The 15982-nt window shown below is 35.1% G+C and carries 9 protein-coding genes; all 9 read left to right on the forward strand.

The window, feature by feature from the left end; all coding sequences use genetic code 11:
* Positions 1–25 precede the first annotated feature (25 nt).
* The 9 genes from queG (at position 26) to ACNQGO_RS01000 (ending at position 15905) form a co-directional block, all read left to right on the forward strand.
* Entirely contained in the window at positions 26–982 is a 957-nt protein-coding gene (queG, locus tag ACNQGO_RS00960; protein ID WP_417983888.1) for a tRNA epoxyqueuosine(34) reductase QueG, read from the forward strand.
* Between the two features lie 246 nt (positions 983–1228).
* Positions 1229–1654 carry a CBS domain-containing protein gene (locus tag ACNQGO_RS00965; protein ID WP_309755326.1) on the forward strand — a complete coding sequence of 142 codons (426 nt, stop codon included), beginning with the start codon at positions 1229–1231 and terminating at the stop codon, positions 1652–1654.
* Between the two features lie 157 nt (positions 1655–1811).
* A complete protein-coding gene (locus ACNQGO_RS00970; RefSeq protein ID WP_417977543.1) occupies positions 1812–4100 on the forward strand; it encodes an NADP-dependent malic enzyme in 2289 nt (762 codons plus the stop codon).
* A 95-nt stretch (positions 4101–4195) separates the two neighbouring features.
* Positions 4196–4777, forward strand: a complete 582-nt coding sequence (ruvA, locus tag ACNQGO_RS00975) for a Holliday junction branch migration protein RuvA (RefSeq protein ID WP_417969438.1) — start codon at positions 4196–4198, stop codon at positions 4775–4777.
* A 23-nt stretch (positions 4778–4800) separates the two neighbouring features.
* On the forward strand, positions 4801–11955 hold the full coding sequence (gene sov, locus ACNQGO_RS00980) for a T9SS outer membrane translocon Sov/SprA (RefSeq protein ID WP_417983889.1): 7155 nt from the start codon (positions 4801–4803) through the stop codon (positions 11953–11955).
* Positions 11956–12049: 94 nt separating this feature from the next.
* On the forward strand, positions 12050–12430 hold the full coding sequence (gene gcvH / locus ACNQGO_RS00985; protein ID WP_417944735.1) for a glycine cleavage system protein GcvH: 381 nt from the start codon (positions 12050–12052) through the stop codon (positions 12428–12430).
* Positions 12431–12443: 13 nt separating this feature from the next.
* Complete coding sequence (locus tag ACNQGO_RS00990; protein WP_417969434.1) at positions 12444–12797, forward strand: VanZ family protein; 354 nt, start codon at positions 12444–12446, stop codon at positions 12795–12797.
* Between the two features lie 222 nt (positions 12798–13019).
* The gene (gene deoC, locus ACNQGO_RS00995; RefSeq protein WP_417983890.1) at positions 13020–13763 is read left to right on the forward strand and encodes a deoxyribose-phosphate aldolase; all 744 of its coding nucleotides are present in this window, start codon (positions 13020–13022) and stop codon (positions 13761–13763) included.
* A gap of 18 nt (positions 13764–13781) precedes the next feature.
* Positions 13782–15905 (forward strand): gliding motility protein RemB, encoded by a 2124-nt coding sequence (locus ACNQGO_RS01000; RefSeq protein ID WP_417983891.1) that lies wholly within the window; start codon positions 13782–13784, stop codon positions 15903–15905.
* Positions 15906–15982: the final 77 nt, after the last annotated feature.

Genomic DNA, 15982 nt, shown 5'->3' on the forward strand with positions numbered 1-15982 from the left:
AAGGATTTTCACTGCTATCGGGGCTATGGGCTTTCGTTTATTAACTACTATTCTGATTATCATAAACCATAAATCAACATACACGCAATTTATCAAATCCGAAGCGAAACGGCTTGGTTTCATGTCTTGTGGTATATCCCAAGCAGGTTTTTTAGATAAAGAAGCACGTCGGTTAGAAAATTGGTTAAAAAATAATAGTAATGGTCAAATGACCTACATGGAAAATCATTTTGACAAACGTTTAAATCCAACGTTACTTGTTGATGGTGCCAAAAGTGTCGTCTCGTTGCTATTGAATTATTATCCAGAACAATTTCAAAATTCGGATACTTTTAAAATATCAAAATATGCTTATGGTTCAGATTACCATTTTGTAATTAAGGAAAAGTTGAAAGAATTTTTGTTTTCTATTCAGTCCACCATTGGGGAAGTTTCAGGACGTGCTTTTGTAGATTCAGCTCCAGTACTCGATAAAGCGTGGGCTGCAAAGAGTGGCTTAGGCTGGATTGGGAAAAATAGTAACTTATTGACGCAAAAAGTGGGTTCTTTTTATTTTATCGCAGAACTTATTATCGACTTAGATCTAGATTATGACAATCCTACTACTGACCACTGTGGCACTTGTACAGCTTGTATCGATGCTTGTCCAACACAGGCAATCGTTGCACCTTATGTGGTTGATGGAAGTAAATGTATTTCGTATTTTACAATTGAATTGAAGGAGAATATCCCTCAGGAAATGAAAGGTAAATTTGATGATTGGGCCTTTGGTTGTGATGTTTGTCAGGATGTTTGCCCTTGGAATAAGTTTTCGAAACCACATAACCAACCCTTATTTAACCCAAATCCAGAACTACTCTCCATGTCCAAAAAGGATTGGATAGAATTGACAGAGGAAACTTTTAAAACTGTATTTAAAGATTCTCCTTTAAAAAGAGCCAAGTTTGAGGGCATTAGAAGGAATGTAGATTTTATTAAGTAAAAGAGAGTGACAAACCAATCCGTTTACTTGCATTTTTTGTAGTATTGAGCAACTCATTATGATTACATGGTAATAGAAAGTTTTGGTAGAGCAATTGTTCCTATTTATATAGTGCAAGTTTCCAAAAAATGAATTTAAAGTTATATTAAAAACGTTAATTTATTGAAATGATGTTTTTTAGAGTTTAAATTTTGTTTTTTGAATCTATATTTTCTTTAACTTTATAATTCATTAAATGAACCAATTATGACGGTAAATCAAATATTAAGCAACAAAGGAAAGGAAGTTTTCTCTATACTTTCTACTAACACTGTGTATGAAGCTTTGACAGTGATGAGCGAAAAAAACATTGGGGCAATTTTAATCATCGAGGATACTGTTCTTAAAGGCGTTTTGTCTGAAAGGGATTATGCACGAAAAATTGTTTTGAAAGCTAAATCTTCAAAGAAAGCTTTTGTTCATGAAATCATGGAAACTGATGTAGTGACGGTAAGTCCATCGGATAATCTAGAGTACTGTATGGAATTAATGAGTACAAAAAGAGTGCGACACTTGCCTGTTTTAGAAAACGAAATTGTGATAGGAATTATTTCTATTAGCGATGTGGTAAAAGCAATTATCGAAATGCAAAAAGATACGATCCAACACTTAAACTCTTATATTACACAATAGGTCCAATTAGATTAAAAGTAAAAATAGCCACAATTATATGTGGCTATTTTTGTTACTATGAGCTGTCATTAATCTATTTTTTTGAAAAGAATAGTATAAAAGCTGACTTTTTAAACCAAGTCTTCTATCTTTGTAAGCTAGAATAAAATCTAAAAAAATGGACAAAAACAGTAAAAGAAGAGAAGCATTATTATACCACGCAAAGCCAACTCCTGGAAAAATTCAAGTAGTTCCCACTAAGAAATATGCAACACAAAGAGATTTATCTTTAGCGTATTCACCTGGGGTTGCTGAGCCTTGTTTAGAAATAGCCAAAGACATCAACAATGTTTACAAATATACTGCAAAAGGCAATTTAGTAGCTGTAATTACTAATGGAACTGCCGTTTTAGGCTTGGGCGATATTGGCCCAGAAGCATCAAAACCCGTAATGGAAGGAAAGGGATTGTTGTTTAAAATTTTTGCTGATATTGATGTGTTTGATATCGAAATTGGCACAAAAGATATTGAAGAATTCATACAGACAGTTAAAAATATTTCGCCAACTTTTGGTGGGATAAACCTAGAGGATATCAAGGCACCAGAATCGTTTGAAATAGAAAGACGTCTGGTTGAAGAGTTAAACATTCCTGTAATGCATGATGACCAGCATGGTACAGCCATCATTTCGTCAGCAGCATTATTAAACGCTTTAGAATTAGCAGATAAAAAGGCAGAAGATGTAAAATTAGTAGTTTCTGGAGCGGGTTCTGCTGCTTTGGCTTGTGCTGATTTATACGTTTTATTGGGTGTAAAAGTTGAAAATATTTTCATGTTCAATAGCAAAGGATTGTTGACTAAAGACAATCCAAAACTATCCGAACTACAATTAAAATACGCTAAAGATATTCCTTCCATGAATCTGGAAGAAGCACTTGTGGGCGCAGATGTGTTTTTAGGTTTGTCAACGGGCGATATTATGTCGGCGCAAATGCTGCTTGGGATGTCAGACAATCCTATCGTTTTTGCAATGGCAAATCCAGATCCAGAAATTGATTATAATCTAGCAATCGCTACTCGTAAAGATGTAATTATGGCAACAGGAAGATCTGATTTTCCTAATCAGGTCAATAACGTTCTTGGTTTTCCATATATTTTTAGAGGAGCATTAGATGTTCGTGCTACGAAAATAAATGAGGCTATGAAAATGGCTGCTGTTAAAGCACTAGCATTATTGACTAAAGAATCCGTTCCGGAACAAGTAAATATTGCTTATGGTGCTACCAAATTAAATTTTGGTAGAGACTATATTATTCCAAAACCATTTGATCCAAGATTAATTACCATTGTTGCTCCAGCTGTTGCAAAAGCTGCGATGGATTCGGGTGTAGCATTAAATCCTATAACCGATTGGAAAAAGTACGAAGAGGAATTGATGGATCGTCTTGGGAATGATAACAAAATGGTTCGTTTGATTACCAACAGAGCCAAAATCGATCCCAAACGAATTGTTTTTGCGGAAGCAGATCATTTGGATGTTTTAAAAGCTGCCCAAATTGTATGGGAAGAGGGTATCGGTTTTCCTATTTTGTTGGGGAATAAAGAAATCATTTTAGAATTAAAAGAGGAAATTGGTTTTGATGCCGATGTTCCAATTATAGATCCTAAAATTAAAGAAGAGGAAGCCCGCAGAAATAAATTTGCCAATACCTATTGGTCTTCCAGACAAAGACGTGGAATTTCCTTTTTGGATGCTCAAAAACTAATGCGCGAAAGAAACTATTTTGCAGCAATGATGGTCAATGAAGGAGAGGCCGATGCGCTAGTGACAGGACATTCTAGAAGTTATCCATCAGTTGTGAAACCTATGTTGCAGCTCATTGACAAAGCGCATGGAGCTTCGATTGTTGCCACTACAAACATGATGATGACGGCTCGTGGGCCAATGTTTTTATCAGATACCGCCATAAACATTAATCCATCTGCAGATGATTTGGCTAAAATTGCAATCATGACTGCAAAAACGGCTAAAATGTTTGGTGTAGATCCAGTAATTGCAATGATATCATTTTCTAATTTTGGATCATCTACTAATGAAAGTGCTGCCAAAGTGAGAGAAGCAGTAGCTTATTTGCATAAAAACCATCCCGATATGGTTATTGACGGAGAAATTCAGGCTGATTTTGCTCTGAATCCTGAAATGTTAAAAGAAAAATTTCCTTTTTCGAAGTTAGCAGGAAAAAAAGTGAATACCTTAATTTTTCCTAATTTGGAATCTGCAAATATCACCTATAAATTGTTGAAAGAATTGAATAAAGTAGACTCCATAGGACCTATAATGTTAGGAATGGGAAAACCAGTTCACATTTTTCAATTAGGTGCAAGTGTTGAGGAAATGGTCAATATGGCTGCTATTGCCGTTATTGATGCGCAGGAGAAAGGAAAGAAAAAAGCAAATTTAATTTAGTATTAAACGTAGTAAATTACAAGTGTGTTAAATCTAATAAATGGACATAATCATGTCGTAATTTTATTATATTTGGAGGATATATATAAAAATTAATGATAGCACATTTACAAGGAAAATTAGTGGAGAAATCGCCAACTCAAATTATTATAGATTGTGGTGGTGTTGGTTATCATGTAAATATTTCTTTACACACGTATTCTTTGCTTCCCAACACAGATTTTATAAAAGTATATACGCATCTTCAAATAAAAGAGGATGCGCATACACTTTTTGGATTTATGGAAAAGTCAGAGCGAGAAATTTTTAGACTTCTATTATCGGTTTCTGGAATAGGAGCCAATATCGCTCGAACCATGCTGTCATCATTAGATCCAAAACAAATTACCAATGCCATAGCCTCTGCTGATGTAGTTGCCATTCAGTCTATAAAAGGAATTGGTAGCAAAACCGCGCAAAGAGTAATACTAGATTTAAAAGAAAAAGTGTTGAAATTGTTTGATTTAGACGAAGTTTCTATGTCTCAAAGCAATACAAATCGTGATGAGGCGTTATCTGCGTTGGAGGTTTTAGGTTTTTTAAGAAAAGCTTCAGAACGAGTCGTAGAAAAGATTGTTAAAGAGGAACCAGATGCTTCTGTAGAGTCCATAATCAAGAAAGCGCTAAAAAATTTATAAAGGTATTCAAGTAACACGTTTGTATGCGTAAAATTTACATTTTTCTGCTTGTTTTTTTGTCTGGCTTTGTTGTGCAAGCTCAAGTAAAACCAGCTACTCAGGATACTGTTAAAACTGGATTTTCTGTTGGAAAAGTACAGCTAAAAAATCCAAAGAGTATTCTCTCCTCCTACACGTATGATCCCATTTCAGATCGATACATCTATACAAGTACATTGGATGGCTTTTCTGTCAATTACCCCATTATATTGACGCCAAAAGAATATGAAAAGCTGGTTTTGAAAGAATCTATGCGGGATTATTTCAAAAAAAAGCTGGATGCAATTGAAGGAAAAAAAGAAGGCAGCGAAAATGCCAAAAAAGATTTACTGCCGAGATATTATGTAAAATCGGGGCTTTTTGAATCCATTTTTGGGAGTAACACTATCGATGTAAAACCCACTGGATCTGTAGAAATGGATTTGGGATTGCGGTATACAAAACAAGACAATCCTTCTTTTTCACCAAGAAATAGATCCAATCTTTCATTTGATTTTGACCAAAGGATTAGCATGAGTTTGATGGGTAAAGTAGGAACCCGATTGAGTGTTAACGCAAATTATGATACGCAATCCACATTTGCCTTTCAAAACCTAATGAAGTTGGAATATGCACCAACTGAAGATGACATTATTCAAAAAATTGAAGTAGGAAATGTATCCATGCCTTTGAACAGCTCTTTAATTCGAGGTGCTCAAAGTTTATTTGGTGTAAAAACACAATTGCAATTTGGAAAAACAACAATTACGGGTGTTTTTTCAGAGCAAAAATCACAAACTAAAAGCTTAGTAGCTCAAGGTGGCGGCACGATTCAAGACTTTGATATGTTTGCTTTGGATTATGATAGTGACCGACACTTTTTCTTATCCCAGTATTTTAGAGACAGATACGATAAGTCTCTTGTTAATTATCCATTTATAGACAGTAGAGTTCAAATTACCCGATTGGAAATTTGGGTAACCAACAAACAAAATAGGGTAGTAGCGACGAATAATAATCTCCGAAATATCATTGCTTTACAAGATTTGGGAGAAGCCCAATTAAGTGGTTTAGCAGATAATGAAGTGGTTGTTTTGGATCCTATTCCAGCAAGTCCTCCATTTTTTACGGCAGGGCTGGATACTCCGAGCGACAATAAAAACAATGCTTATAACCCTGAGTTAATTCAGGCGGGTGGCGGTTTATTGAATCCTAATATCCGTGAAATTGTTACTGCAAATTCGGGTTTTAATGTCACGGTGAGCGAAGGACAAGATTATTCTAAACTTGAAAACGCGCGAAAACTGAATCCAAACGAATATACCTTTAGTCCTCAATTAGGATATATTTCTTTGCAACAACGCTTGGCTAATGATGAGGTTTTAGCTGTGGCTTATCAATACACCATTGGCGATCAAGTGTATCAAGTAGGAGAGTTTGGTAATGATGGAGTAGATGCAACCGTGGTTACCGGGAATACGCCTGCAACGCAAGCTATTATATCTCAGAGTTTGATTTTGAAAATGCTGAAAAGCAATTTGACCAATGTTAAAAATCCGGTTTGGAACTTGATGATGAAGAATATCTATCAAATTCCGGGTGCCTATCAAGTGAAACAAGAAGATTTTAGATTTAACATCCTTTACACAGATCCTTCACCTTTAAATTATATTACGGAAGTGACTGGAAGTCCTTTTCCTTCTAATCCAAATCCAGAAAATAAAGTCGCTGAAACACCTTTACTTAAAGTATTCAATTTAGATAAATTAAACTACAACAACGATCCGCAAACTGGAGGGGATGGTTTTTTTGATTTTCTGCCAAGTTTAACGATGGATGCGCAATACGGTCGAATTATTTTCACTACCAAAGAACCTTTTGGAGAACTATTATTTTCTAAATTGTCAAATACTGGTTCAGGAGAAAATTACAACAACACGAGTTCTTACAATGAAAATCAGAAAAAATATGTGTTTCGTAGCATGTACCGCAACACTCAATCTGGAGCATTACAAGACAGTGATAAAAATAAATTTTTATTAAGAGGAAGATACAAATCATCTGGTGGAGACGGCATACCAATTGGTGCTTTGAATGTGCCACCAGGTTCTGTAGTGGTTACCGCTGCAGGAAGAATTTTAGTAGAAGGGATCGATTACAGTGTAAACTATCAATTGGGAAGAGTTCAGATTTTAGATCCGGCACTACAGGCATCTAATACACCAATAGAAGTATCCTTAGAAAATAATTCTGTTTTTGGTTTACAAACCAGAAGATTTATGGGAGTCAATGTAGAGCATAAAATTTCTGATAATTTTGTAGTCGGGGGAACATTCCTTAAGATGACGGAACGGCCATTTACACAAAAATCTAGTTTTGGTCAGGAATCAGTAAACAATACTATTTTTGGATTCAATTCTAACTTTTCAACCGAAGTTCCATTCTTTACTCGTTTAGTAAATAAATTACCAAATATCGATACTGATGTTCCATCTAACCTTTCAGTGCGAGGTGAAGTTGCTTTTTTGAGACCCGATACTCCAAAAGCGGATCAGTTTGAAGGAGAATCCACGATTTATGTTGATGATTTCGAAGGTTCACAATCCACTATTGATATGCGTTCTCCTTATGCTTGGTCCTTGGCATCGACACCAGACCGTAATGCGCTGAGTACCTATGATTTCAATGCTAATTCTAATGATTTGAGCTACGGTTTTAAAAGAGCCAAATTAGCTTGGTATTCTATCGACCCCATTTTTTATGCCCAAAGACCTTCCGGGATTTCTAATGAGGATTTATCATTTAACACCACTCGAAGAATTTTTAGTGAGGAATTATACCCTTTAACAGATATTGCACAAGGGCAGTCACAAGTTGTTAATACATTAGATTTAAGTTATTATCCGTCTGATAGAGGGCCGTATAACAATAGTTCATCTGTAGCTGTTGATCCAAGAGAAAATTTTGGAGGTATCATGCGATCTATAAATTCGACTAATTTTGAGCAAGGTAACGTAGAGTACATTCAGTTTTGGGTGTTAGATCCTTATGTAGGAAACGGAAAGATTCCTCAATCTAACACGGGGAAAATTTATTTCAATTTAGGAGAGATTTCGGAAGATGTTTTGAAAGATGGAAGGAAACAATATGAAAATGGACTTGGTCCAGATCAAATTTTAGTCAATCCACAACCTTTATGGGGTGATGTTCCGGCTTCTCAGTCGTTAATTTATGCATTTGATACCAATGCCGATAATAGAAGGAATCAGGATATTGGTCTGGATGGTTTGATTAATACCAATGAGGGATCGGTTTACACGAATTTTGCATCTGAATTAGATCCTGCGGCAGATGATTATTCTTTTTATTTGAATGCTTCGGGTGGAATTTTAGACCGCTACAAACAATACAATGGCACAGACGGAAATTCAGCAGTTGATATTACAGATCCAAACCGAGGTTCAACTACGGTTCCTGATGTAGAAGATATCAATAGAGACAATACTATGAACACCATCAATGCGTATTATGAGTATAGCATTAATGTGCAACCTAACATGAATGTTGGGCAAAATTATATCACAGACATTAGAAATACGCAAGTGACTTTGCCAGATGGTTCTGTTACTGAAGCGAGGTGGATGCAGTTTAAAATACCAGTTTCACAACCAGAAAACACGATAGGAAACATTTCTGATTTTAGATCGATTCGCTTCATGAGAATGTTTATGACGGATTTTAATGACCAAGTAACCGTTCGTTTTGGCGCATTAGATTTAGTGAGAGGAGAGTGGCGACGCTATACTAATACGCTAGATTTTAATGACACTAATATTGCTGATGACAACACAAACCTAGATGTTTTAGCAGTAAATGTCCAAGAAAATAACGAAAGATGTCCTATTAACTATGTTGTTCCGCCAGGAGTACAACGGGAGCAATTATACAACAACAATACCGTGCTCAATCAAAATGAGCAATCACTTGCATTACGAGTTTCTGGAAACGGATTAGAGCCTGAGGATTCTAGAGCTGTTTTTAAAAATGTAAGTATTGATATGCGTCAATTCAATAAATTGAAAATGTTTTTGCATGCGGAATCATTACCAAATGAAGTAGCATTGAGAGACAATCAAATGGTAGGATTCATTCGTTTTGGAAATGACTTTACTCAAAATTTCTATCAAATTGAAATTCCTTTAAAAGTAACAAACCCTTCCTCAGCCTCAACGTCAGATTGTCCCCCTGTGAGTGCTGATTTGGTTTGGCCAGAAGAAAATGAAATAGATTTATCGTTGGCATTATTGACCAAATTGAAGATTCTTGCTATGAGTATTAATCCAAATACACTTCCGCTTGATGGAATTTATTATCCAGATAATGATCTGGCTAATACGGATGGTGACGGAAGTGATCGCTTAAAATTGGGTATAAAAGGAAATCCAAATTTTGGATTAGTGCGTACTCTTATGGTCGGAGTTAAAAACAATGAAACCCGAAACGATATCAAAGGGGAGGTTTGGTTCAATGAATTGCGTTTGGCTGATATGGACAATCAAGGTGGTATGGCTGCACTATTAAATGTTGATACTAACTTTGCTGATTTCGCTACTGTTTCCATGTCGGGTAAAAAGAGCACCATAGGCTTTGGGACGCTGGAGCAAGGGCCAAACGAGAGAAATCGTGAGGATACCGAACAATATAATATTGTAACCAATGTGAATTTAGGTAAATTATTACCGCAAAAATGGCAAATTAACCTCCCTTTTAATTATGCTATTGGTGAGGAAACCATAACCCCACAATACGATCCTTTTAATCAAGACATCAAGCTCAAACAATTATTGGAAAATACAGCAGACCAAAAAGAGCGCGACAATATAGAGAGAAGAGCTGTTGATTATACCAAACGTAAAAGTATCAACTTCATTGGGGTTAGAAAAGAAAGAGGGGCAGAGCAAAAACAGCACGTTTATGATCCGGAAAACTTTACTTTTTCGCAGTCAATTAATGAAGTTCAAAGACATGATTTTGAAATTGAAGATTATGTAGACCAGCAAGTAAATTCCTCTGTTGATTATGCGTATACTTTTAAACCAAAGCCTATCGAGCCTTTTACGAAGACAAAATTTATGAAGAAAAGTAATTATTGGAAGTTATTAAGAGATTTCAATTTTAACTATTTACCTTCTAATATTTCTTTTAATACGAATATCAATAGACAATACAACCGTCAGCAATTCAGGCAAGTGGATGTGGAAGGAATTGGACTAGATCCTTTATACCGAAGAAATTTTGCCTTCAATTACCAATATGGATTTAATTTTAATTTGACTAAGTCATTGAAGTTGAATTATACGGCTTCTTCCAGCAATATTGTCAAAAATTATTTGAATGAAAATAATGAGCCAATCGATACTTTTACGATCTGGGACAGTTATTGGGATATTGGAGATCCCAATCAGCACATGCAACAATTAGTTGTAAATTATGAAATTCCAATTAATAAAATTCCAGTTTTTAGTTTTATCAAGGCTAATTATACGTACACAGGAGATTACAGTTGGCAGCGTACTTCTAATGCGCTATCTCAAATTAAAATTGATGGAACGGACTACAACTTAGGGAATACGGTGCAAAACGCAAGCTCTAATAATTTGAATGCAACAATGAATATGGATATGTTGTACAAATATTTGGGATTGACTAAAAACGCAAATAAAACTGCACCAAAACCAAAAGTAACTGCGCCAAAACCAGGTGAAAAAATAGTAAATACAAATTCAAATCAGGTTCCAAAAAACAGTGAATTTGTTGATGGTTTTATCGGTGTTTTGACTAGTATTAAAAACATTCAAATGAATTACACCCACAACAGCGGTACCGTTTTGCCAGGGTATACGCCAGGTGTTGGGTTTCTTGGTTCATCAAGACCATCGTTAGGTTTTATTTTTGGTAGTCAAGATGATGTTCGTTACGAAGCGGCAAAGAATGGCTGGTTGACAAACTATCCTGATTTTAACCAAAACTTCTCGCAAGTGACAAATAAGGTTTTTAAAGCTACGGCTAATGTAGATTTGTTTCCAGATTTAAAAATTGATTTGACACTTGATCGTGCCTATTCCCAGAACTCTTCGGAGCAGTATGATGTTACAAATGGTGTTTACAATCCTAGATCACCTTACGATACCGGTATTTTTTCTATTTCTACAGTATTGATTAAAACTTCATTTTCGACTAGTGATGAAAATTCATCTACAGCATTTAGTGATTTTAGATTAAACCGATTGACAGTGGCAAATAGATTGGCATTACAACGCGGTATCGATATTAATAATCCAGCTAATAGGGATGCTGAGGGATATCCTATTGGTTATGGCAAAAACAATCAGGCCGTTTTACTGCCTGCGTTTCTAGCAGCATATTCTGGCGGCAATGCAGATGATGTTTCGCTCGGTATTTTTAGAAATTTCCCCATTCCAAACTGGTCTATAAAATACAGTGGCTTGATGCGTTATGGCATCTTTAAAAAGAATTTCAAACGGTTTTCATTGCAGAGTAATTATAGAGCTTCTTATACTATTAATGCGTTTAGATCTAATTTTGAATTCGATAAAGACCCAAATGGAGTGGATGCGAGCGGTAACTTTTTCAATAAGACCATCATGTCCAACATTAACTTGGTGGAGCAGTTTAATCCTTTGATGCGCATGGATTTTGAGTTGAAAAGCTCTTTAAAAGTATTAGCCGAAATTAAAAAAGACCGTGCTTTATCAATGAGTTTTGATAATAATTTATTGACCGAAGTTAAAGGTATAGAATATGTAATTGGACTTGGCTATCGTTTCAAGGACGTGATTTTCTCTTCCAGATTGGCCGATAATCCAACTGGCATAATTAAAAGTGACATCAATCTTAAGGCGGATATAACCTATAGAAATAACCAAACAATTGTGAGGTATTTGGATTATGACAACAATCAATTAGCAGGCGGGCAAAATATTTGGTCTATAACAGTCAAAGCTGATTATGCTTTTAGCAAAAACCTAACAGCCATTTTCTATTACGACCATTCGTTTTCAAAAGCAGTAATATCGACTTCATTTCCGTTGACAAATATTCGTTCTGGAATTACGATTCGCTATAATTTTGGAAATTAATTTTCCGTTTAGAGAACCATTTTTGTGCATAAGATTGTTACATTTGTGTCTGAAAATTCAAATTATCAATAATTAATTATCAATTACAATTTTTATGAACATACCAGTAAATTTAAAATACACTAAAGATCACGAATGGGTTAATATTGATGGCGATACTGCAACAGTAGGAATCACTGATTTTGCACAAAAAGAATTAGGAGATATTGTTTATGTTGAAGTTGAAACTTTAGATCAGAGCTTAGACAAAGATGCAGTTTTTGGTACCGTTGAAGCGGTTAAAACAGTTTCTGATTTGTTCCAGCCATTGTCAGGTGAAATTATTGCATTCAATGATGCACTTGAAAGTTCTCCTGAAAGTGTAAATTCTGATCCTTACGGAGCGGGATGGATGATCAAGATAAAAATTTCAAATATGGCAGAGGTAGAAGATTTATTGTCTAGTGAGGCATACAAAGAACTTATTGGTGCTTAAACAGCTCTACTTTGTGGCTACTTTGTTTTGGGCTGGAGTAATTGCATTTTTTTGTTTGGTTCAAATTGAGACAGTTCCTTTAGGGAATGTCTCAAACCTAGATAAAGTAGTGCATCTTTTTTTTCATTTTGTTTTAACGATTCTTTGTTTTTCTTTTTTACAAAAACATACAAATTCGGTACATATTTGGAAATCTACATTGCCTGCGTTCCTTTTCTCTTTTATTTTCGGAATCGGTATAGAAATAACTCAAGAATTAGGTACGGCCACCAGGCATGCTGATGTATTTGATGTTTTAGCAAATGTATCTGGCGCCATTTTAGGAATAGTCGTTGTTCTTTTATTGAATTTGAAAAAGAGGTTCTGATAAAAAACAATTTCATATAAAATCCCACTTTAGTGGGATTTTTCATTTTACATCTAGTTCTACGAGTCTTTTTTTTGACTAAGATTAATTTCTATGACAAGCATTAAAAAACAATGAATGTAGTAATACCGTATAAATAGTAAAATTTTTAAATGCTCTTATGTTTATATAAAATGTATTTTTGTGTATCATAATTTGTTAAGAATTAGAAAACTAAAGCACATGAATATCAAGCAATATTTGGATTCTACCTATTTGAAAACAGCTGAACAAGCTGGACTCAGTGAAAAGGAGAATACTCTGGTAGTCGAAGCGTTTATCAAAGAAGCAATTGAGAAGAATTTTAAGTTGGTTATGATTCGTCCAAACATGGTTTCTTTGGCCAAAAAGATGATCGTTGAGGCGAATTCTATGGTTCTTGTAGGAACCGTAATCGATTTTCCTGAGGGGACATCTTCTACTAATGACAAACTTAATGAGGCGCGTCAAGCGATCCAAGAAGGTGTTGATGATTTGGATTTTGTATGCAACTATGCAGCTTTTAAACGGGGCGAACTTTCTGTCGTTAAAGAGGAAATTTTTGAATGTACACAGTTAGGTTTAAATAAAAAAAAGGTAGTTAAGTGGATTATTGAAGTGGCTGCACTCACGGAAATGGAAATCATACAGTTGTCAAGTTTGATAAAAAACGTGATTATTTCTAATTTTGAACAAGAGCTTTTTTCTTCTGTTTTTGTAAAGTCCTCTACGGGATTTTATAACACGGAAGACAATCTTCCAAATGGTGCTACTGTACCTGCAATAAAGATGATGTTAGAAAATGCGTCGCCACTTCCTGTTAAAGCGGCTGGCGGTGTAAGAACCTATGAAGAGGCCGTTGCGATGATCCAGTTGGGTGTAAAGCGAATTGGAACTTCGGGTGCAAAGAATATAGCAAACGGGCAGAATTCGCAAAATGAGTATTAAATTTCCAAAAGTATAAATATGATAAAAGCCTTTTTCACTTTATTTTTGTTTTCGTTCTCCTTTTTTGCTTTTTCTCAAGATACTAATGTTATTGTAGAACAATCGGGCACTACAGCAGAGCGTTTTCCTGTATTTGCAGAATGTTTGAATTTGCAATCCAAAGGATTAGAAAAATGTTTTTACAACCAGGTTCAAGACTTTGTTTTTTCAAATTTCCAAGTTCCAGAATCTTTAAAACAGAATAATTTTAATGGGAATATAAAAGTACTTTTTGAGGTAGATGCTACAGGTACTTTTAAAGTTATTTATGTGGATGCAAATGAGGAACTCCTAATCAAAGAAACAAAAAGAGTTTTTGCAATTTTTCCAAAAATACAACCTTCAACCTACAATGGGAATTCAGTCTATTCTAAGTTTACGCTAATTGTGGCGATACCATTAAAAAGTAGGGCGGAAAGAGAATTGGAAGCTTTGGCGAAGGCCAATATCCTTTCAAATACAAAGCCAAGGCGTACAGAATTAGATAGTATAGTTTATAAAAAATACAATAATCCAGAATTTGAAAGTCATTTAAATGTGCCTTTTTCGCATAGCTATTATGCGCAGTTTGATAGTTCTTTAAATCAAGTGGGAAGTAATAATCATACCGCATCTAAGCCATACACCTATGCTGAGGTTTCGAAATATTATAATCTAAAAGCAGTTAACGAACAGCTAAAAAAGAAGGCTTCTGGCTGGTGGGCAAGAAAATTGTGGAATGAGAATACTGTCGAAATCAAGGGCGAGGGATATTGGTTTACACTAAATCCTATTCTTGATTTACAGGTTGGAAAAGCATCAAAAAGTGAAGTCTCTAATACTTTTGTGAACACAAGGGGGATTAATTTTAGAGGTGGATTGGGGAAACAAATCAATTTTTCGACCACAGTTTTTGAAAGTCAAGGTCGATTTGCGGGATACTTCAATCGATATGCCGAATCAATTAAACCAGCGGGAGGCAATCCAGCTATTATTCCGGGAATTGGAATTGCAAAAGATTTTAAAACTTCCGCATATGATTTCCCTTTGGCAGAAGCCAATTTAACTTTTACTCCAAGCAAATTCATCGATTTACAGTTGGGTTACGGTAGAAATTTTATCGGAGATGGGTATCGATCTTTGCTCGAAAGTGATGGTGCAAGTCCGTATCCTTATTTTAAGTTGAACACTAATTTTTGGAAAATAAAATACACAAACACCTACATGTGGCTCAAAGATGTTCGTCCTGAGGTTACGCTAGAGCGAACCTACGCCACAAAATTTATGGCAAATCATTATTTGAGTTGGAATATTTCTAATAAATTCAATCTTGGTTTGTTTGAATCAGTTGTTTGGACCAATTCAAATGATCGAGGTTTCGACGTGAATTTTGTAAATCCAATTATATTTTATCGCGCTGTTGAATTTGCTTCTTCGGCTCGAAGCGGTAATGCTATTTTAGGATTGACATTTAAGTACAAATGGAGTGATCGAATTAATTTTTATGGACAGTTTATTCTGGATGAGTTTTCTTTGGGAGACGTCAAAGAGCGCAATAATAGTTGGAAAAATAAGTACGGTTATCAATTAGGAGTTAAGTATTACAATGCTTTTAAAGTAGATAATTTGCAACTACAATTAGAATACAATCATGTGCGTCCCTATGTTTATTCGCACAGCATGCCAATTACGAATTATGCGCACAATAATCAAAGTATTGGGCACCAATGGGGCGGAAACTTCAAGGAATTTATTGCGATTGCTCGCTATCACAAAGGGAGGCTTTTTGCTGATGCAAAAGTTACTGCGGGGACACGAGGATTTGATTTTGACACTCTTGAAGATGATTTAAACTACGGAGGAAATATCTATAAGGATTACGATGAAAAAAGAGCTTTTGATAGTAATGTAAAAGTAGGGCAAGGAAATAAAACGGCTGTTTTTATTGTTGATTTTCAGGGAGGTTATTTGGTAAATCCAGCCACAAACCTAAAGCTTTTTGGAAGTTATATTTATAGAAGTTTTGATCCTTCAAAAAACACGGTTACTACTTTTACTGAAAGTACTAATTGGTTTACTTTGGGGATGCGAGCTGATATTTTTAATTGGTATTTTGATTATTAATCTTTTGTGAATTGTTTTTTGCCAAATCCCTTTTGATGCACTACTTTTGCAAAAGATTTTAAAACAAATAAACGCAA

Origin of the sequence: Flavobacterium frigidum (genome assembly GCF_048286735.1) — a bacterium.
GTDB lineage: Bacteria > Bacteroidota > Bacteroidia > Flavobacteriales > Flavobacteriaceae > Flavobacterium.